This is a genomic window from Pseudomonas sp. BIGb0176, assembly GCF_024810175.1.
Taxonomy (GTDB): domain Bacteria; phylum Pseudomonadota; class Gammaproteobacteria; order Pseudomonadales; family Pseudomonadaceae; genus Aquipseudomonas; species Aquipseudomonas protegens.
The window spans coordinates 1,756,827-1,776,037 of record NZ_JANUEC010000001.1 but is presented as its reverse complement, the minus strand read 5'-3'; the positions used below and the strand labels follow the sequence as shown (position 1 = coordinate 1,776,037).

The following is a 19,211-nucleotide window of genomic DNA, read 5'->3' as shown; positions in this document are numbered from 1 at the left end:
ATCCGCACATAGATGTTGTTAGATTCAGCAAGTTGGAAAAAGCGCGAGCGTTCAAAGGAAAGCAGCCGGCCTGCGTGCTCAGCACCAAGCTGTTCCGGCAACACTTAGGAAGAGGTGATCATGAAGCTACAGGCATATCGGCTGCAGAACTATCGCAGACTGCGCGACGTCGTCATTGAGCTTGACGACGAGATTTCTATCTTCGTTGGCGCCAACAACAGCGGCAAGACATCTGCCGTACAAGGCCTGTACTCAATGCTCCGTGGCGAAGCGAAGAAGTTTGAACTCTTCGACTTCAGCGCGGCGCTGTGGGCCGAGATCGACGCCATCGGCAGGACGCCTCCAGGCGATGAGGACGCGCCCAAGCAGTTGCCGTCCATTCTTTTGGATCTCTGGTTCCGCGTCGGTGAAGACGACCTCGCCACTGCAATGTCGCTTCTTCCGAGCACGGAGTGGGATGGCAAGTGCGTCGGGATCCGGGTGGCGTTCGAGCCTCGAGACGCCCATGCGCTCGTCCGGAAGTTCCATGAACTGCATGAAAAGGCCAACAACGCCGCGACCGCATTGATGACCAGGAACACTGCAGCCACGGAGGCAGGCACGGAAAATGTGGCTGCGGTGATAGCGGATCCCGGCGAGTACAAGCCCTGGCCGGAAAGTCTTACGAAGTACCTCACCAAGGAGCTGAACAAGGAATATACGTTCCGCTATTACGTGCTCGATGAGCGCGCATTTGTCGGTTATCAGGCAAAGGAGGCTGATTATGAGCCGCTGCCCCTAGGCAATGAGCCGGGTGGCGGGGCCATTCTCAAGTCTCTGGTGAGGGTGGACTTCCTGCGCGCGCAGCGGCACCTCGATGACCCGGATGCTGGCAGCTCCGACCGCGCCGAGAGCTTGTCGCGGCGTCTGAGCCGTTTCTATCACCGCAATCTGGAGAAGCGTAGCGACGACCATGCAGCGCTCAAAGCGCTTGATACCTCGGAGAAAGAACTGAACTTCCACCTGGAGGAAGTTTTCAGCGACACCCTCAAGCGCCTCGCCAAACTCGGTTATCCGGGCGTCAACAACCCCGAGATCGTGATTCGGGCGGCCTTGGATCCGACTACCGTCCTGGGGCAGGATGCCAAGATTCACTACGTTGTTCCTGGTGCGGTCACTGCACAACTGCCCGACAGCTACAACGGTCTAGGGTTCAAGAACTTAGTATATATGGTGGTTGAACTCCTCGACCTGCACGAGCAGTGGAAAGCCGAGGAAGACAAACGGGCGCCACTGCATCTGGTCTTCATTGAAGAGCCTGAGGCGCATCTGCACGCGCAGGTCCAGCAGGTCTTCATCAGGAACGTTTTGCGCCTCCTTGAGGACGCCAACGATCACGCGACATTTTTCCACACGCAGCTCGTTGTCACCACGCACTCCCCACACATCCTCTATGAGCGCGGGTTTTCTCCCATCAGGTACTTCCGCCGTGTCAGCGACCAGTTGGACCATAACACCGAGGTAAGGAATCTTTCGCTGTTCAAGACGGGCGCGGCCGACGCTCCAGCGCGCGAGTTCTTGCAGCGGTATCTGAAACTGACACACTGCGATCTCTTCTTTTCCGATGCGATCATCTTGGTGGAGGGCAATGTCGAGCGCCTGCTCTTGCCAGCCATGATCGAGTTGGCGGCCAAGCGCCTGCGTTCCTCAGCCCTGACCATCCTTGAAGTCGGTGGCGCGTTCGCGCATAGGTTCCAGGAATTGATCGCTTTCGTTGGACTCACTACGCTGGTCATCACGGATCTGGACAGCGTAACGGTCAAGACGGATGCCGAGGATGCCGCCGAGCAAGATGCGGGAACTGGCGGCAACGTCGACGGAGATAACGAGGACGACGACCTGAAGACCTTCGAGCTCGAAGACGACGAAGCAGCACCGGGCGGCAAGAAGAAGTCCAAGAAGCGTGGCAGCACCTGCCATGCTCACGTGGAGGGTGCTGTCACGTCCAACCAAACCCTTATCAGCTGGATCCCTAAGAAGCGGTCGGTGGCCGAACTCTGGGAAGTCACGGCGGAGCAAAAGACGCTGTCGCTTGCCGAGGGGGCCAGCGCTGAGGTTCGGGTGGCCTACCAAACCAAGGTTTTGGTGACAGTGGGTGCCACGACTTCGCAGCTCTGCGGCCGTACGCTTGAGGAGGCCTTCGGTCTTGAGAACTCCGACTGGTGTCAGGCTGAGGCTAACCGGGCCGTCGGACTCAAGCTTAAGCGCGCACCAAACAGCCCTGAGGAACTGGCTGAGAAGTTGCACGAAAGGGTGATCGGCAAGAACTTCGACAAGACTCGCTTTGCGCTGGAGGTCCTCGCAAGTGGGCCGCTCAACTGCTGGAAGGTCCCCACGTACATCGCCGAGGGCTTAGCCTGGCTCGAAGCCAAAGTGGCACACGAGATTGAGGCGGACACGGCTATTGCCACCGAGGTCGCGACAATTGAGCCGACTGCAGCCGGTGTTATCGCCGTCATTGCAGACGCGGGGCAGACGATATGAGCAGACGAATTGATAGCCCAGACACCGACGCCGACCGCGAGATCTACGCGTGTATTACCGAGACCCCCCCGCAGCCGTTCGTGGTCCGCGCCGGCGCAGGTTCCGGCAAGACCACCTCCCTTATCAAGGCGCTGGACTGGGTGATCTCAGAGCACGGCGCCAGCATGCGAGCGAAAAAGCAGAAGGTCGCCTGCATCACATATACCGACCTCGCCGCCAAAGAAATCTTAGCGGATGTTAATGACGACCCGCTGGTTCATGTCTCGACCATCCACAGCTTCTACTGGTCTATTACCAAGACGTTTCAGGCGGACATTAAGGTTTGGCTACAGAACGACATCCGTAGGCGGATCTCCGAGCTGGAAGAAGAGTTCAAGAACTACAGCTCGCGTGTTCGGCAGACTACACGCGACAGGAATAAGGCTGACCAAGAGCGTTATGTCCGAAACCTGGATGCTATTGCCGGCGTCAAGACTTTCAACTACGGCGTGGGCAGTGACTACGCGAAGGGCGTCCTCGGCCACGAGGACATCCTTCAGCTCGCCGACTTCCTGCTGCAAAATCGCCCGCTGTTCCGACGGGTCGTAGCGCTGAACTTCCCGTTTGTGTTCATCGACGAGAGTCAGGACACGTTCCCGAGCGTGGTGAAGTCTTTCAAAGAAGTGGAAGCCCAGATGCGGCGCAAGTTCTGTCTCGGTTTTTTTGGCGACCCTATGCAGGCGATCTTCATGAGAGGGGCGGGGGACATCCCGCTTGAGGACCATTGGCGAGCCATCACGAAACCAGAGAATTTTCGCTGTGCCAAGCAGATCCTTGATGTCGCCAACGCCGTGCGCGCGCAGGGCGACGGCATGGAGCAAGTCCGCGGGCTGCACGAAAGGGTTGATGGAGATCTCAAACCTGTGGAGGGCTCTGCCCGCATGTTCGTTCTGCCGAACACGCTGAATCGAATTGAGGCCCTGGCAAGAGTCCGGGCGTGGAGTGCGGCGACGAACAACGACGAGGGTTGGATGACTCCAGACATCGCGCTCAAGATTCTTGTCATCGTGCACCGCATGGCCGCAAACCGGCTCGGCTTCGGTGGCATCTACTCGGCACTGAACGATAAGACATCGGAGGGCATGAAGCAGGGGATGCAGGATGGCACCGGCTGGCCCGTTCGACCCTTCCTAAGTTTTGCGCTACCGATCGTTGCCGCCGTGAAGGCCGGCAACGAGTTCGCGGCGATGAGCCTGCTCCGGAAGTTCAGCCCGCGTCTGGCGCCAGGGGCTCTTACCGGCCGACGTGCCGCGGCTGTATTGCGAGAGCTGCACGCTGCTATGTCGAGACTTGTCGCTATGCTGGACGAGGCAGGGACCACCATTGGTGACATAGCACTCCATCTCTGTGATACGGGTCTTTTCGAGTTCGACGATCGCTATGCGCGTGTTCTTGGATTTGTCAGGGATGTTGCTGACGCTACTCAGGAGCCCGAGGCTGCTGATGCAGTTCCGGCCGAAGGAGTATCCTCGGACGCGGCAATGGCCAAGTTCTTCAAGTGCTCTGCACAAGAGCTTTGGCCCTATGAGCGCTATGTCTCAGAAGGCTCCCCCTATGCTACACAGCACGGTGTGAAAGGAGCGCAGTTCGAACGCGTCATGGTGGTGATGGATGAGGAAGAAAGCGACTACCGAACGTACAACTACGAGCGTGTCTTCGCGAGTGCTGAGGCTCGTGCTGCAGATCGTGCACGAGCACTGGGCGGTGATGAAAACACTTGGAGCCGAACGCTGCGACTGCTTTACGTCTGCTGCACTCGCGCCCAGCGGGGGCTGGTACTAACGTTCTTTGTCTCCGATCCGGCGACCACCCTGGAAAACGTCGTGGCGAGTGGGATCTTGCCACGAAGCGCAGTCTTTTCGCAGGAAGCGTTAGTTGGATGACAAGACACGAACGATTGCTTTGCGTAAAAAACAGCCGAGCTTCTTCGTAGTGGAAAAAAAGGCATATAAAAAGCCGGAAAATTAGTATTTAGCATATTTTCCTCGTTTTATCACAGGCCAATAATTAGGCGAGAGGGTATTTTAATAGACGAGCTCAATTCCTTAAAAAGAGCCAAAGCAATACCGGCTCGAAGGCGATACTGGCTGGTGAATACGAAAAATTAGCTGTCGGCTAAATATCATTTCAGGGAGTATTAGGTTTTATGGAAATATCGTTTTCTGACCTTTTGAGTTCTTCGACACAAGGGGCTTATAGAGTTAACACTTTGCTAACCCGTATTGGTACCGACGGTGATCTTGAACCTGAGCATGGTGAACCCTTCACTACCGCGATAGCTCTTCACGTCCATGAGTATATTCATTCGTTACACAACTTAAGCACTGATGTAGGTTTTGAATTGCTCTATTCAAGTCTTGTTCTCTTACCTTCGTTTGTGACCAAAACCGATGAGCATGGGCATTTTCACGCGGAAGCGGACGCCCCAGGTATGAATGAGCAGTTCGACTACTGGGCCACAATCATCAAGGCACTTCGCGGCACAAGCGTCAAGGATGCGTCTTTACCGAAGACCGCTGGCTCTTGGTGCTTTTCGCCTACCCATTCTAAAGTTTGGAATGTTGGATTGGATACCAAAAAAGAATTTGTGACCAAAGGTTTAAGTATAACTGTGATAAGCGCTGGCTGCGAGCACGAGGTAGATGTAAGTAATATCGGCTTTGACTTTCTAACCGAAGGAGTTGCGTACGAGGTAGATCGTGAGGTGAGGCGAAACAGTGGGACTTCTGAATTGCAGTTGGACTTGGATATGCCTCTGCATCCTTATCTTTCGTACAGGAAAGTTGTTGATCATCTTATCGGCAGAGAAAGTTCTGCAGTGGAGCGCATCAAGATTGGTGTTTGCGCACTCCTGACACCTGTGCCATCAAACGGTTTTTGCGAAGCTTGCGAGGCAGTCAAATCAGATGCATTCGATGTTTTCGAGAGGCTGACTTTTAAGAAGTTTAGGGAGTCCGTCGAAGGCAAGATCGAGAGGGTCGAACGACTTATGCAGTTCTTTCCCGGCGACGATGTGATTGCGAAAGGCTTTTCAGTAGTACTGCGTTTAATCTGGTCGGGGCTTAATGTGCGCAGGGTAAGACCTTACTTGGAACTAGAATTTCTGAAAGAACCTCTCAGTGTAGATGCCTTTAAATCAATTGTGGCGCGAATGCAGGATCATTGTGTGCTTCAGCAGAAACCGGAGGGTAAGATTGATTTGTATTGGGGCGGGAGGGACGTCGTCAAAGTTGATGATAGTATTCTGCAATGTTTGGGAGCATTTCAAGCCTCGCTTTATTTTACTCAGCTACATCTCGACACGGAAGCACGGCATCACTCGACTAGCTGTTTGCCCGAGTCGAAATGCCCGTTCAAAGGGGCTTGCGCTGCTGAGAAAATTCAGGTCAACCCAGAGCTTTGCAATGTCGCTCCGTGGAAACAGTACATGATTGGTTTCAATGCACAGCCCGGTGAGCAGGGTTGCTGGTATGGCGTTGGGGTGAGAGCGTTGGCTGGGAACCATATGCGAGGCCAAGCTTGATGCGAAGGATCATGTGAATCGATTAAGGGAAGAGAGCCAAGAGCGGTTGAGCGCGCTGCGGTGCGTTGGCAAAACCATATCCGCCTTATGAAGCACCTCAATTACTGGTGGGCTGTGCTTGCGGGATGGGTTTATGCCTGCTTAGGTGGGGCATCCCCAACGATTAGTTCTTATGGACGATTTACATTCCCGGGTTTTTTCGTGTTCTTTGGATTCTCTGGGATTAGCTAAACACTAAATACAGCGGTTAGTCGCAAACAGCCAATATAGGTCAATACAGCTCTTGACCGAACGTCTGATTTTGGTCGCAAACCGTTGCTCATAGATGGCGAATTTCGGCCGATTCTGTTGAAAAAGTCGGCCATGGTTTCCACTGAAGAAAAGTACGCGTTTGAGATTGAAATCTTTAGTGCGAATTATCTGGCACGGCGTATTCGACAAGTCATGAAAGGCAGCATGGCCGTTGGAAGCACTCATTCTGTTCTCTACCAACGTATGCACGATTCAGCCGCAATCGCAATCACAACGAAGATACAAAGGACGTTCCCAGTGGTAAAAGCTTCCCTTAAGATTTTTTTGGCTGTTGTTTCTGTTTTTTTAGCCATATTCGCAAGCGCGAATGAAAACAATCTAAAAGTATCCGCAGAAAGCGAAGAGCTGTACTTCAAAGCGCTGCCTTACCTAGAAAAAATCGATGAAGTACAAAACGATATGTTCACTTTTCGAAAGCAGTTAGCAGTCAACGAAAAAGTGCCCGACCAAAAAAAGGAACAATATAGAGACGAAATGCTTCTACTTGTAAAAGAAGGAATGCCTTTGCTTAAGCGTTCAGCTGAGGAAGGCAACCCAGCAGCGCAGTACCGTCTAGCGTTAATGTTGTCGACTTTTGAATCTCGCGATCAAGTCGCCGAAAAAGTATGCACTCTCCTAAAGTCCAGTTTCAGTAACGGATTTACTCCAGCGGGTTTGCAGATGCTTTTCTATTGCTTCGATGAGGTTAAAACACCTGGGTATCGGTCACTTGTCGACGCGTTGCCTAATGATGAAACCCTGTATAGCAGGTACTACCCCCAGCCAACGATGATGCCGAGTTGCGATAGAAATAGTCGCTCTGACAGCAATCCAATCGTGTTGCTCGACGAAAAAAGTTTTCGCGCCAACCTCTATATGAATATGGCGACTCAAATGTCGACTCAGAACCATAAGCAAGAGCAGCTGCGGTTTCTCAATAAAGCCGCCGAGCATGGATGCGTCAGGGCAATAGAAAGGCTGAAGCTCAGCAGCGCCACCAATGGAGCTCACCCGTAACTGGGAGCACATGATTAATCGCGCGTGGGATGAAATGGGCAAGCAACACGCTTCGCTGACCTAGGTTCAGCGAAGCGAATGGTTGTGGCAGCAGTTCTACTTCCCAGTCCGTGACAGCTGATTATCAGCAAGCAAAAGAGCGGTACACGACGCTGCCGATCAGCATCGCTCACCTCAAAACGTCGGCGGCGTTATCACCCACAACACCACCGCATCCTCCTCCCCAGGATTCCCATACTTATGCGGTTCCTGACTGGAGAAACTAAAGCTATCCCCCTCACTCAACTGAAAATACCGTTCCCCTACCCACAGCTCAAAGCTCCCCGACAGCACATACCCAGCTTCCTCGCCCTCATGGCTGTAACTCTCCTTGCTATACGTCCCCGGCGGAAACCGTGAGTGCAAAAACTCCAACTGCCGGGTCGGTTGTGGGGTCAACAGCTGATCAATAATCCCGTTCTCATAATTCACCTGCAGTCGCTGTTTCTTGCGCACCACGTACCCCTGATCCTCGGGCGCAGTCTGGGTTTCGCTGGCGAAGAACCATTGGATGGTCACGCCCAGGCTGCGGGCGATGTTGAACAGGGCGGGGATGGAGGGGTAGGCGAGGTTGCGTTCCAGTTGGCTGATGTAGCCGGCGGTAAGTTCGCTCTGTTGCGCCAGTTCGCTTAGGGTCAGGCCGCGGCGTTTGCGCAGGCCGCGGATGCGGGTGCCAAGAAACTGTGGGCCGCCAGGGGCCTGGTTGTCGGTACCGGGCTCCGGTGCGGGAGGGCGGCTCGCGGGCGGCGTCTTGCTGCTTGGGTTCATGGCGGGCTCCGGACCAGGTGAACGGGCGCGTCCGGGCACCCGTCCTGCAAAAGGCCTGGAGTATAAAGCAGCCTCAAAGCGCCCAGGCGACTTTCAAGCCTTCGTGGATGGCTTCTTCCACGGTGCGCGGTGCCAGGCAGTCGCCGATGCGTTGGAAGGGCACCAGGCCTTTGAGTTGCTGGCCGAGGTTGTCCACGGATTGGTGGCCTTGGCACAGGACGAGGCTGTCGACGTTTTCCAGCAGCATGGGTTCGCCGCTGGCGGTGTGTTGCAGGTACACGGTGCTGTCGTCGCAGCCGTAGAGGCGGGCGTAGGGAATGATCGGGACCGCCAGTTTGTGCAGTTCGCCGGCCAGTTGGTCGCGCACGTAGAGCGGCAGGTTTTCGCCGCAGTGGGTGCCGTTGACCGCCAGTTGCACCTGGTGCCCGGCGCGCACCAGGCGCTCGGCGATGCCGGGGCCGATCCAGTCGCAGCGCCAGTCGGCCACCACTACGCTGCGGCCCAGTTGCACTTCGTCCCGCAGTACTTGCCAGGCGTCCACCACTTGCAGGTCGCCGCCGCGTTCGAAGTTCGGCCAGTAGGGCTGGGCGCCGGTGGCGATGATTACGTGGTCGGGTTTTTCCCGCTCGATCAGGGCGCGGTCGACCCGGGTGTTGCGCACCACTTCCACCCCGGCCAGTTGCATTTCCCGTTGCAGGTTGGTGCTGGCGCCGCCGAATTCGCTGCGCCGGGGCAGCAGTTGCGCCAGTTGGATCTGGCCGCCCAGTTGCGCGCTGGCTTCGTAGAGGGTGACGCGGTGGCCGCGTTGCGCGGCGACGGCGGCGGCTTTCATCCCGGCCGGGCCGCCGCCCACCACCAGAATGCGTTTGCCGCGGGCGCTGGGCTTGGGCTGGCCGTAGAGCAGCTCGCGGCCGGTTTCCGGGTGCTGGATGCAGGAGATCGGCAGGCCCTTGTGGAAGTGGCCGATGCACGCCTGGTTGCAGGCGATGCAGGCGCGCACGTCTTCGGCTCGGCCGCTGTCGCTCTTGTTGGGCATCTGCGGGTCGCAGATCAGCGCGCGGGTCATGCCGCACACGTCGGCCTGGCCCTTGGCGATGATCGCCTCGGCTTCCTGGGGCTGGTTGATGCGCCCGGTGACGAACAGCGGGATCGACAGCCCGGCCTTGAAGGTGCCGGCTTCCCGGGCGAGATAAGCCGCTTCCACCGCCATGGGGGGGACTATGTGCACGGCGCCGCCGAGGGAGGCGGAGGTGCCGGCGACGATGTGCACGTAGTCCAGTTGCCCTTGCAGCAATTGCACGGCGGCCAGGGATTCGTCTTCGGTGAGGCCTTCGGGGTCGCGTTCATCGGCGGAAATCCGCAGGCCGATGATGAACTCGGCATCGGTGCTGGCGCGCATGGCGTCGAGGATTTCCCGGATAAAGCGCAGGCGCTGTTCCAGCTCGCCGTTGTAGCCGTCGGTGCGGCGGTTGACCCGCGGGTTGATGAACTGCGCCGGCAGGTAGCCGTGGCTGGCCACCAGTTCTACGCCGTCCAGCCCGGCCTGATGCAGGCGCCGGGCGGCGTCGGCGTAGCCCTGGATGATCTCGTCGATCATGTCCTGGTCCAGGGCCCGTGGCATGACCCGGAAGCGTTCGTTGGGCACCGCCGAAGGGGCGTAGGCCACGGCCAGCAGGCCGTCGGCGGACTCCATGATTTCCCGCCCCGGGTGGAAGATCTGCGACAGCACCACAGTGCCGTGGGCGTGGCAGGTTTCGGCCAGGCGCCGGTAGCCGTCGATGCAGGCGTCGTCGGTGGCCATCAGCACGTGGCTGGTGTAGCGCGCACTGTCGTGGACCCCGGCCACCTGCAGCACGATCAGGCCGACGCCGCCTTCGGCCCGGGCGCGGTGGTAGGCAATCAGCTGTTCGTTGACCAGGTTGTCGGTGGGCATCGAGGTATCGTGGCCGCTGGACATGATGCGGTTCTTCAGGCGTTTGCCACGGATCTGCAAGGGTGCGAACAGGTGCGGGAAGGCGCTGGTCATTGCGGTGGCTCCAGGCGGGCCAAGGGCAGGGGAGCACAGCCTTGGCGTTGTTATTGTTGGCCTATCAAAATTTACCGCCAGTAAAAAATCAACTTGTTTTTTTACTAATGCTTGCAGTAGCTTCGACCTGCGCCCGCTTTTGGCGCGAACCTCACAACAATAAAAAAGGGCCGTGCCGGCGCCTGCCGGTGTGGCACCGCGAAGAGGATTCACAGAATGAAAGCGCTCACCCGCAAGCACGGTTGTTCTTTCCTGGCCCTGAGCCTCGCCCTGGGTCTGACCCTGGGCCAGGGCACTGCCCAGGCAGCCCCCGACATGGTGGTCGTGGCGTACGGCGGAGCCGGACAAAAAGCCCAGGATGTGGCGTTGTTCCAACCCTTCAGCAAGGCCGATGGCAGCAAGCTGATCCAGAGCGAATACAACGGCGAAATGGCCCGGATCAAGGTCATGGTCGACACCGGCAACGTCGACTGGGACGTGGTGCAGATCGAAGGCCCGGACCTGATGCGCGGCTGCGACGAAGGCATGTACGAGCCCCTGGACTGGAAGGCCCTGGGCCGTGCCGAGCAGCTGATTCCCGATGCCGCCCAGCCCTGCGGTTCGGCGGTGCTGGTGTGGAGCGTGGCCATTGCCTACGACCGCAACAAGCTGGCCAAGGCCCCGACATCCTGGGCGGATTTCTGGGACGTCAAACAGTTCCCCGGCAAGCGCGGCCTGCGCAAACGCGCGGTGTACAACCTGGAATTCGCCCTGATGGCCGACGGGGTCAAGGTCGAGGACGTGTACAAGGTCCTGGCCACGCCCGAGGGGGTGGACCGGGCCTTTGCCAAGCTCAGCGAACTCAAGCCCTACATCCAGTGGTGGGAGGCCGGGGCCCAGCCGGGGCAGTGGCTGGCCGCCGGTGATGTGGTGATGACCTCGACCTACAGCGGCCGCATCGCCGTGGCCGCCCAGGCCGGCGCGCCGCTGGCGGTGGTGTGGCCCGGCAGCCTGTACGGCATGGACTACTGGGCGATCATCAAGGGCTCGAAACACGTGGATCAGGCCAAGCGCTTCATCGCCTTCGCCAACCGCCCCGAGGTCCAGGTCGACTACGTCAAGCAGATCCCCTATGGCCCCACCAACACCCTGGCCGCAGCCAAGCTCGACCCGGCGCTGGCGCAGTGGGTGCCGACCTCGGAACAGAACCTCAAGGGGGCACTGGCGATGGACGTCGGGTTCTGGGTTGATCATGGCGAGGAACTGGAAGAGCGCTTCAACGCCTGGGCCAGCAAGTAAGCGCAACGGGCTGGACGCCTGCGGGCGTCCGGTCCTATTGTTTGCGGGCTCTTTTTACCGGCCCCGTTTGCCCGCCCACCTGCCTGGAGGACTCCAACAATGAACAATATCGCTCCCAGCCCCCACGCCCTGACCGAGCGCAGCGCCACCGAACAGCGCCTGCGCGAAGAGCTGGCGGCCTGTTACCGGTTGATCGCGCACTTTCGCATGACCGACCTGATCTTTACCCATATCTCGGTGCGCCTGCCCGGGCCCGAGCATCACTTCCTGATCAACCCCTACGGCTTGATGTTCGATGAAATCACCGCCTCCAACCTGGTGAAGATCGACCTCAATGGCGAAGCCGTGGAGCCGTCGCCGTACCCGGTCAACCCGGCGGGGTTCGTGATTCACAGCGCGATTCATGGCGCCCGGGAAGACGCCCAGTGCGTGCTGCACACCCACACCAAGGCCGGTTGCGCGGTGGCGGCGCTCAAATGTGGCTTGCTGCCGGTGAACCAGATTTCCATGGAGTTCTATGGCCGCGTGGCCTACCACGACTACGAAGGCGTGGCCCTGGACCTGAGCGAGCAGCAACGGCTGGTGGCCGACCTGGGCGACAAGAGCGTGCTGATGCTGCGCAACCATGGCCTGCTCACCGTGGGCGAAACCGTGAGCCAGGCGTTTTTGCGCATGTACTACCTGGAGAAGGCCTGCGAGATCCAGCTGGCGGCCCAGGCGGCGGGGGAGATCGTGCTACCGCCGGACGCGGTCTGCGCCCACACCGAACGCCAGTTCAACGACCCGGGCCGGCCGCTGCAGGAAGGCGAGCTCAACGACCCGGACGCCATGCAACTGGCGTGGGCAGCGTTGTTGCGCCTGCTGGAGCGCATCGCCCCCGACTACCGCGCCTGACCACACGTGGGTTTGTATCAACCTGTAGCCGCTGCCGAGCCATGGCGAGGCTGCGAAAAGGCCCGCAGGGCCTTGCCTGGCGATCTGCAGCCGAACCTGTGTCGCCTTGAAGATCGTTGCGTCCCTGCGACGGAATGCCGCCCAGCCCGTTCGCAGCCTGCGGCAGCGGCTACAGGACTCGGTGCGGCTAGGGCGGCCACACAAACGCTGGATAGCCACGGAAGGCCTGTTGTACAGTCGTTCAGTTTCAACTTCCCGCCACCGTCCAAGGAACCCGCCCCATGAGCCAGGAAGCGCGCTTTTCCCGCCTGGAACCCGACCTGCGCAAGGCCGAGCTGATCGAGGCGACGCTGACCTGCCTCAAGCTCCACGGTTTCCAGGGCGCGTCGATCCGCAAGATCTCCGCCGAGGCCGGGGTTTCGGTGGGGCTGATCAGCCATCACTACTCCGGCAAGGACGAGCTGGTGGCCGAGGCCTATCGCGCCATCACCGGGCGGGTCATGAGCCTGCTGCGCGAGGCCATGGAGCAGGCCGAGCCCGATCCCCGGCAGCGGCTGTCGGCGTTCTTTCGCGCCTCGTTCTGCGCCGAACTGCTGGACCCGCGGCTGCTGGATGCCTGGCTGGCCTTCTGGGGCGCGGTGAAGACCGCCGAGGCGATCAACCTGGCCCACGAACATTCCTATGGTGAATACCGCAACGAGCTGGCCGGCCTGCTGGGCCAGTTGGCCGGCATTCAGGGCTGGAAAGGCTTCGACGCCGATCTGGCGGCCATCAGCCTCAGCGCCTTGCTCGACGGCCTGTGGCTGGAATCCGGGCTCAACCCGGGGACCTTCAGCCCACAGCAGGGCGTGCAGATCTGCGAGGCCTGGGTCGAGGGGCTGCTGGCCAGCGGCGGGCGCGGTTTCGCTGTGCCGACATAGGGCTGTTGATCGGTTGTTCAGTAATGGCTAGGCTGCTGCGCTGTAGGTGGTTTCTCTAATAAAAATAATCAGGAACACAGGCGATGACTCCTCGGGTATTGATCGTCGACGACGATCCGCTGATTCGCGAGCTGCTTCAGGCTTATCTCTCTCAGGAAGGCTACGACGTGCACTGCGCCGCCACCGCGGAGCAGGCGGAGAGCTTTCTCGGCCAGCACACGGTGGACCTGTTGATGCTGGACATCCGCCTGCCGGGCAAGGACGGCCTGACCCTGACCCGGGAACTGCGTGTGCGTTCGGAAGTGGGGATCATCCTGATCACCGGGCGCAACGACGACATCGACCGCATCGTCGGCCTGGAATGCGGCGCCGACGACTACGTGATCAAACCCCTCAACCCCCGCGAGCTGGTGTCCCGGGCCAAGAACCTGATCCGTCGGGTGCGCCAGGCCAGCCCGCCCCAGGCCCCGGTCAACAGCCCGAGCCCGGTCAAGCAGTTCGCCGACTGGGCCCTGGACACCGACCGCCGCCGGCTGATCGACCCGCGGGGCGCTGAAACCCTGCTGACCCACGGCGAATACCAACTGCTCAGCGTGTTCCTGCGCAACAGCGGCCACACCCTGAGCCGCGACCAGTTGATGGACCAGATCCGTAACCGTGAATGGGTACCCAGCGACCGTTCCATCGACGTGCTGGTGGGCCGCTTGCGGCGCAAGCTGCACGACGATCCGGCCGAGCCGGAGCTGATCATCACCATCCACGGTGCCGGTTACCTGTTCACCGCCAGCGTGGCGGCCTGAATTGCTGCGTCGCGCGCTGGTGCTGTGCCTGGGCCTGTGCCTGATCCCGCTGGCCGGCGCGACCTGGGCCGAGCCCGCGCCGCAGCCCCAGCCCGTGCTGCGTTATTGCGACTACCCGGTGTACCCGCCGATTTCCTGGAGCGACGGCCAGCAAGTGCGCGGGCTGGCGCCGACCCTGGTGCGTCAGGTGCTGGGGGACCTGGGTTATCAGGTGCAGGTGGTGGTGCTGGGCAACTGGAAGCGCTGCCTGCTGGACGCCGCCGCGGGCCGGGTGGATGTGGTGCTGGCCTACAGCACCGGCCAGCGCCAGCAGGACCTGCTGTTTTCCCGGGTACCGGTGCTGCGTGAGGAGGTGGCGCTGTTCGTCAACCGCCGCAACCTGCCGAGTTTTACCCACTTGCAGGACCTGACCGCCTACCGCGGCGGCCTGCTGTTCGGCGAGAGCTACGGCCAGGATTTCGATCGCGAAGTGGTGCAGCACGGCAACATCGAATGGGTCTCCAGCAGCCAGCAGAACTTCGGCAAGCTGATCCGCCGGCGCATCGATTTCATCCCCCATGAACGCCGCACCGGGCAGCTGTTTATCGAGCAGCTACCGGGGGCCGAGGACATAGTCGCATTGCCCCAGGCGGTGAGCGTCGACTACCTGCGCCTGGCGGTGTCGCGCCACTCGCCCCTGGCGCCGCGCATGGCCGAGATCGACGCGCAGTTGCAGCACCAGGTGGACAGCGGCGCGGTGCAGCGCTGGCTGGCGCAAAGCCAGGACGACTACCGCGCCATGCTCAAGGCGCAACGGGAGACAGCGCCATGATCCCCCTGCGTTCCGGCGGCCTGTTGCGCCGCCTGCTGCTGTTTATTTTGCTGTTCAGCCTGTGCTTCACCGTGCTCGCCAGCAGCGTGCAGCTGTACTTCGAATACCGCCGGGAAATGCGCGACATCGACAGCCGCATGGAGCTGATCCGCGCCGGTTACCTGGGCAGCCTGGAACGCAACCTGTGGGACCTCAACCAGGAGCAGCTGACCGTGCAGTTGCAGGGGCTGGTGGACTTTTCCGATGTGGCCCGGGTGCACCTGATCAGCAACGACTTCGACTTGCAGCAGGGCAGCGCCGAGCTGATCGGGCCGTTGCGGGTGGAGCGTTTTCCCCTGAGCTACCAGCCGCCGTCCGGGCCGCTGCGCCAGCTCGGCGAGTTGCAGGTCAGCACCGACCTGGGGGCAGTGTATCGGCGCCTGTACGCCACCGGGCTGGCCAGCCTGTTGTGGATGAGCGTGTTTCTCTGCGGGCTGGCGGTGGCCTTGTCCGGGCTGTTCTACCGTCTGGTGACCCGGCACCTGCAAGTGATGGCCGATTTCGCCCGGCGCGTGGCGGCCGGCGAGCTGCACGAGCCCCTGCATCTGGATAAGCGCCAGCGCCCGGACGGCGACGAGATCGACACCGTGGCCCGGGCCCTGGACGACATGCGTCGGGCTGTGCTCGATGATGTGCAGCGCCGCGAAGCCGACCGATTGGCCTTGCAGGACAAGCGCGACGAATTGCAGAAAATGGTCCAGCGCCGCACCGCCAGCCTGATGCACGCCAAGGACGAGGCCGAAGCCGCCAACCTCGCCAAGTCGCGCTTTCTGGCGACCATGAGCCATGAACTGCGCACCCCGTTGAACGGCATCCTCGGCATGGCCGAACTGCTGCGTCAGGCGCCCCTGGACCAGCAGGATCGTCAGCGTTTGCAGGCCTTGCATCAAGCCGGGGAGGGCTTGCTGAGCATCCTCAACGAAGTGCTGTCCTTTGCCCGGTTGGAGGAGGGCGAAAGCCGCCCGGAAGTGCGGGACTTCTCCCTGCGTCAGTTGCTGGAAGAAGTCACCACCCTGTTGCAGCCCCGGGCCGAGGCCAACCACACCCGCCTGGAATTGCACATCGACGAACAACTGGCGCCGCGTCAGCAGGGCGCCGAGCAGTACCTGCGCCAGGTGCTGAGCAACCTGCTGGCCAATGCCATTCGTTTTACCGAAGACGGCTGGGTGCGGGTCGAAGTGCAAGTGCTGCACAGCACCGCCGGTGGCCAGCGCCTGCGCTGCTGCGTGCGCGACAACGGCATCGGCATTGCTGCGTCGATGCGCGAGAAGATCTTCGAGCGTTTCGTCCAGGCCAGTGACGAGGTGACCCGGCGCTATGGCGGCACCGGCCTGGGATTGGCCATCTGCAAGCACCTGCTGCAGCAACTGGACGGACACATTGGCGTCGACAGCGAGCTGGGGCAGGGCAGTTGTTTCTGGTTCGAGCTGGTGCTGGGGGTGGGTCAAGAGCCTTTGCCGTCGCCACAGCTTCAGGTGCCGGCGCAGGGTTTGAAGATCCTGGTGGTCGAAGACGTGGCCCTCAACCGCGAAGTGGCCAGCGGCCTGCTGCAGCGTGACGGCCATCAGGTGTGGCTGGCTGAAGACGGCGAGTCGGCTCTGGCCTTGTGTCAGCAGCAAGCCTTCGACCTGTTGCTGCTGGATGTGCACTTGCCGGGCATCAGCGGAGTCGAACTGTGCCGGGACATCCGCCGCCGTCCCGGGCCCAATCGGCAGGTGCGGATCTTCGCCCTGACCGCCAGCGTCCAGCCGTCTGTGGTGCGCAGTTATCTGCAGGCCGGGATGCAAGGCATTCTCGGCAAGCCGTTGCAGTTGGCCAGCCTGCGTCAGGCGCTGGCCGGGCAGTTGCAGTCACCGCCGTTGCAGGCCCCGCAAGGCTTGCTCGACCAGGGCTTGCTGGACACTCATCGCAGTCTGTTGGGCGAGCAGAAGTTGCAGGACCTGCTCCAGATCCTGGCCGATGCCCTGGATCAGCAACAACCACTGTTGGCCGACGCCCTGGCCGCCGAAGACTGCACCGAGGTCCTGCACCTGGCCCATCGGCTGGCGGGCAGTGCCGACTCCCTGGGGTTTTGCGCGCTGGCCCGGGTGCTGCGGGAGTTGGAGGAGGCGGCGCAGCAGGCGGATCGCCCGGCTCTGGCGTCCCTGGCGGCGAGGCTGCAGCGGCCCTGGCAAGAGTCTCGGGCCTTGCTGCAGCGCTTGCTGGCGGCCTGACGTACAAAATCCTTACGACTTTTTACATCTTCGATCTTTTGCTTCAACCCGAACTTACATGGCTTTCCAATAATCGCTTGAGCCGCGCCCGCCGCGGCCTTCGAAGCTTATTGGAGATAATAATAATGAACTGCCTGCAAGCTGCTTCCGCCTTCCGCCACACCCCTTCGCCCCGCGCCCTGCGCCTCACCGACTGCTGAGGTGCGCCATGACAACCACCACTGAACGTAAAGGCATCCACCTGACCCGCTCCTTGAAGAGCCGGCACATTTTCATGCTGTCCCTGGGCGGCGTGATCGGCACCGGGCTGTTCATGGGCTCCGGGGTCACCATCAACCAGGGCGGCCCCTGGGGGGCGATCCTCTCTTACCTGGTGGCCGGCTTCTTGATGTACCTGGTGATGGTCTGCCTCGGCGAACTGTCGGTGCAGATGCCGGTGTCCGGCTCGTTCCAGGCCCACGCCACCCAATACATTGGCCCGGCCACCGGCTTCATGATCGGCTGGGTCTACTGGATGAGCTGGGCCACCACCGTGGGCCTGGAGTTCACCGCCGCCGGCATGCTGATGCAGCGCTGGTTCCCCGGGGTGCCGATCTGGTACTGGTCGGCGCTGTTCGTGGCCTTGCTGTTCGGCATCAACGCCCTGGCCACCCGCGCCTTTGGCGAGGCCGAATACTGGTTCGCCGGGATCAAGGTGCTGGCGATCCTGAGCTTTATCGTGGTGGGCGCGCTGGTGATCTTCGGCGTCATCGACCTGCCCAGCGGCGCCCCGGCGCCGATGTTCGACAACCTCAAGGGCGACTCCTTGTTCCCCAACGGCCTGCCGGCGGTGTTCGCGGTGATGATGACTGTGGTCTACGCCTTCCAGGGCTGCGAGATCATGGGCGTGGCCGCCGGTGAAACCGACCAGCCGGAAAAAAGCATTCCGCGTGCCGTGCGCAACGTGGTGTTTCGGGTACTGATCTTCTATGTCCTGGCGGTGATGGTGCTGGCGGCGATCATTCCCTGGCAGCAAGCCGGACTGGTGGAGAGCCCCTTCGTTCAGGTGTTCGACATGGTGGGCATTCCCTACGCCGCCGACCTGATGAACTTCGTGATCCTCACGGCGATTCTTTCGGTGGGCAACTCCGGTTTGTATGCCTCCACGCGCATCCTCTGGGCCATGTCCAAATCCGGCATGGCGCCCAAGGCCCTGTCGCCCCTGAGCAAACAGGGCGTGCCCCTGCGCGCTTTGGCCATCACCCTGTGCTTTGCCCTGATCTCGCTGATGACCAGCTTCATCGCCGCCGACACCCTGTTCATGGTGCTGATGGCGGTGAGCGGCATGGCCGGCACCGTGACCTGGATCGTCATCGCCCTGGCCCAGTACCGCTTCCGTCGCCAGTTCCTGCGCGAAGGCGGGCAACTGGAGCAGCTCAAGTACCGCGCGCCCTGGTTCCCTCTGGTGCCGCTGCTGTGCATCGTCCTGTGCAGTTCGCTGTTCGTGTTCCTGGCCCTGGATGAAACCCAGCGTCCGTCGCTGTACTGGGGCTCGGGCTTTATCGCCCTGTGCTACGGCGCCTACTACCTGATGCAGCGCAAACGCCAACTGCAACCTGCAGCCGCCGTGTAGGAGCCGGCTTGCCGGCGAAGCGGCCCTTGAAGCCTTGTATCGCCTGGGCGGACGCCTTCGCTGGCAAGCCAGCTCCTACAGCAAGCAGGCACATCCCACAGCCCCACCCCGTAGGAGCCGGCTTGCCGGCGAAGGGGCCCGCAAGCATTGCATCGCCTGGTCGGACGCCTTCGCTGGCAAGCCAGCTCCTACAGCAAGCAGGCACATCCTACAGACCCACCCCGTAGGAGCCGGCTTGGCGGCGAAGGGGCCCGCAAGCCTTGCATCGCCAGGGCCTGCGCCCACGGGGGCCCAACCACCTCAACTTCCTGCGGTCCTTTGCGCAGCCTCGCAGGCTCGGCAGCGGCTACAGAGCCCACGCGGGAGGTTGTAGGCGGTTGTTCGAAGTTGTAACAGAGGCGCCCGAAGCAACGATTGA

13 protein-coding genes are annotated in these 19,211 nt (G+C 60.8%); 11 read left to right on the top strand and 2 right to left on the bottom strand.

Annotated elements, in window-relative coordinates:
* The first annotated feature begins 120 nt into the window (after positions 1-120).
* From M2395_RS07430 to M2395_RS07415, 4 genes are all read left to right on the top strand, one after another.
* Positions 121-2,523, top strand: a complete 2,403-nt coding sequence (locus M2395_RS07430) for an ATP-dependent endonuclease (protein WP_123430894.1) — start codon at positions 121-123, stop codon at positions 2,521-2,523.
* Positions 2,520-4,445 carry a UvrD-helicase domain-containing protein gene (locus tag M2395_RS07425; RefSeq protein WP_123430893.1) on the top strand — a complete coding sequence of 642 codons (1,926 nt, stop codon included), beginning with the start codon at positions 2,520-2,522 and terminating at the stop codon, positions 4,443-4,445. Before M2395_RS07430 ends, M2395_RS07425 begins: the two co-directional genes overlap by 4 nt.
* 263 nt (positions 4,446-4,708) lie before the next feature.
* Positions 4,709-6,085, top strand: a complete 1,377-nt coding sequence (locus tag M2395_RS07420) for a hypothetical protein (protein ID WP_148071260.1) — start codon at positions 4,709-4,711, stop codon at positions 6,083-6,085.
* Between the two features lie 363 nt (positions 6,086-6,448).
* On the top strand, positions 6,449-7,393 hold the full coding sequence (locus M2395_RS07415) for a hypothetical protein (RefSeq protein ID WP_233447076.1): 945 nt from the start codon (positions 6,449-6,451) through the stop codon (positions 7,391-7,393).
* Between the two features lie 174 nt (positions 7,394-7,567).
* On the opposite strand, the gene M2395_RS07410 is transcribed toward M2395_RS07415, so the two are convergent.
* Both M2395_RS07410 and M2395_RS07405 read right to left on the bottom strand, forming a co-directional pair.
* Positions 7,568-8,200: a cupin domain-containing protein gene (locus M2395_RS07410; RefSeq protein WP_123393902.1), complete on the bottom strand. Its 633-nt coding sequence runs from the start codon at positions 8,198-8,200 to the stop codon at positions 7,568-7,570.
* 73 nt (positions 8,201-8,273) lie between these two features.
* A complete protein-coding gene (locus tag M2395_RS07405; RefSeq protein ID WP_123430891.1) occupies positions 8,274-10,226 on the bottom strand; it encodes an FAD-dependent oxidoreductase in 1,953 nt (650 codons plus the stop codon).
* A 216-nt stretch (positions 10,227-10,442) separates the two neighbouring features.
* Here M2395_RS07405 and M2395_RS07400 point away from each other — a divergent pair, with 216 nt between their 5' ends.
* The 7 genes from M2395_RS07400 (at position 10,443) to M2395_RS07370 (ending at position 18,793) form a co-directional block, all read left to right on the top strand.
* Positions 10,443-11,504, top strand: coding sequence for an ABC transporter substrate-binding protein (locus tag M2395_RS07400; protein WP_123430890.1), 1,062 nt, complete (start codon positions 10,443-10,445; stop codon positions 11,502-11,504).
* A 99-nt stretch (positions 11,505-11,603) separates the two neighbouring features.
* Positions 11,604-12,398 (top strand): class II aldolase/adducin family protein, encoded by a 795-nt coding sequence (locus M2395_RS07395; RefSeq protein WP_065363890.1) that lies wholly within the window; start codon positions 11,604-11,606, stop codon positions 12,396-12,398.
* A gap of 281 nt (positions 12,399-12,679) precedes the next feature.
* Positions 12,680-13,318 (top strand): TetR family transcriptional regulator C-terminal domain-containing protein, encoded by a 639-nt coding sequence (locus M2395_RS07390; RefSeq protein WP_123430889.1) that lies wholly within the window; start codon positions 12,680-12,682, stop codon positions 13,316-13,318.
* 83 nt (positions 13,319-13,401) lie between these two features.
* Entirely contained in the window at positions 13,402-14,118 is a 717-nt protein-coding gene (locus M2395_RS07385; RefSeq protein ID WP_123430888.1) for a response regulator, read from the top strand.
* 1 nt (position 14,119) lies between these two features.
* Positions 14,120-14,929 (top strand): ABC transporter substrate-binding protein, encoded by an 810-nt coding sequence (locus tag M2395_RS07380; RefSeq protein ID WP_123430887.1) that lies wholly within the window; start codon positions 14,120-14,122, stop codon positions 14,927-14,929.
* Positions 14,926-17,181 carry an ATP-binding protein gene (locus M2395_RS07375; RefSeq protein ID WP_123430886.1) on the top strand — a complete coding sequence of 752 codons (2,256 nt, stop codon included), beginning with the start codon at positions 14,926-14,928 and terminating at the stop codon, positions 17,179-17,181. The genes M2395_RS07380 and M2395_RS07375 overlap by 4 nt, the downstream gene beginning before the upstream one ends.
* 208 nt (positions 17,182-17,389) lie before the next feature.
* Positions 17,390-18,793 (top strand): amino acid permease, encoded by a 1,404-nt coding sequence (locus tag M2395_RS07370; RefSeq protein WP_123430885.1) that lies wholly within the window; start codon positions 17,390-17,392, stop codon positions 18,791-18,793.
* Positions 18,794-19,211 lie beyond the last annotated feature (418 nt).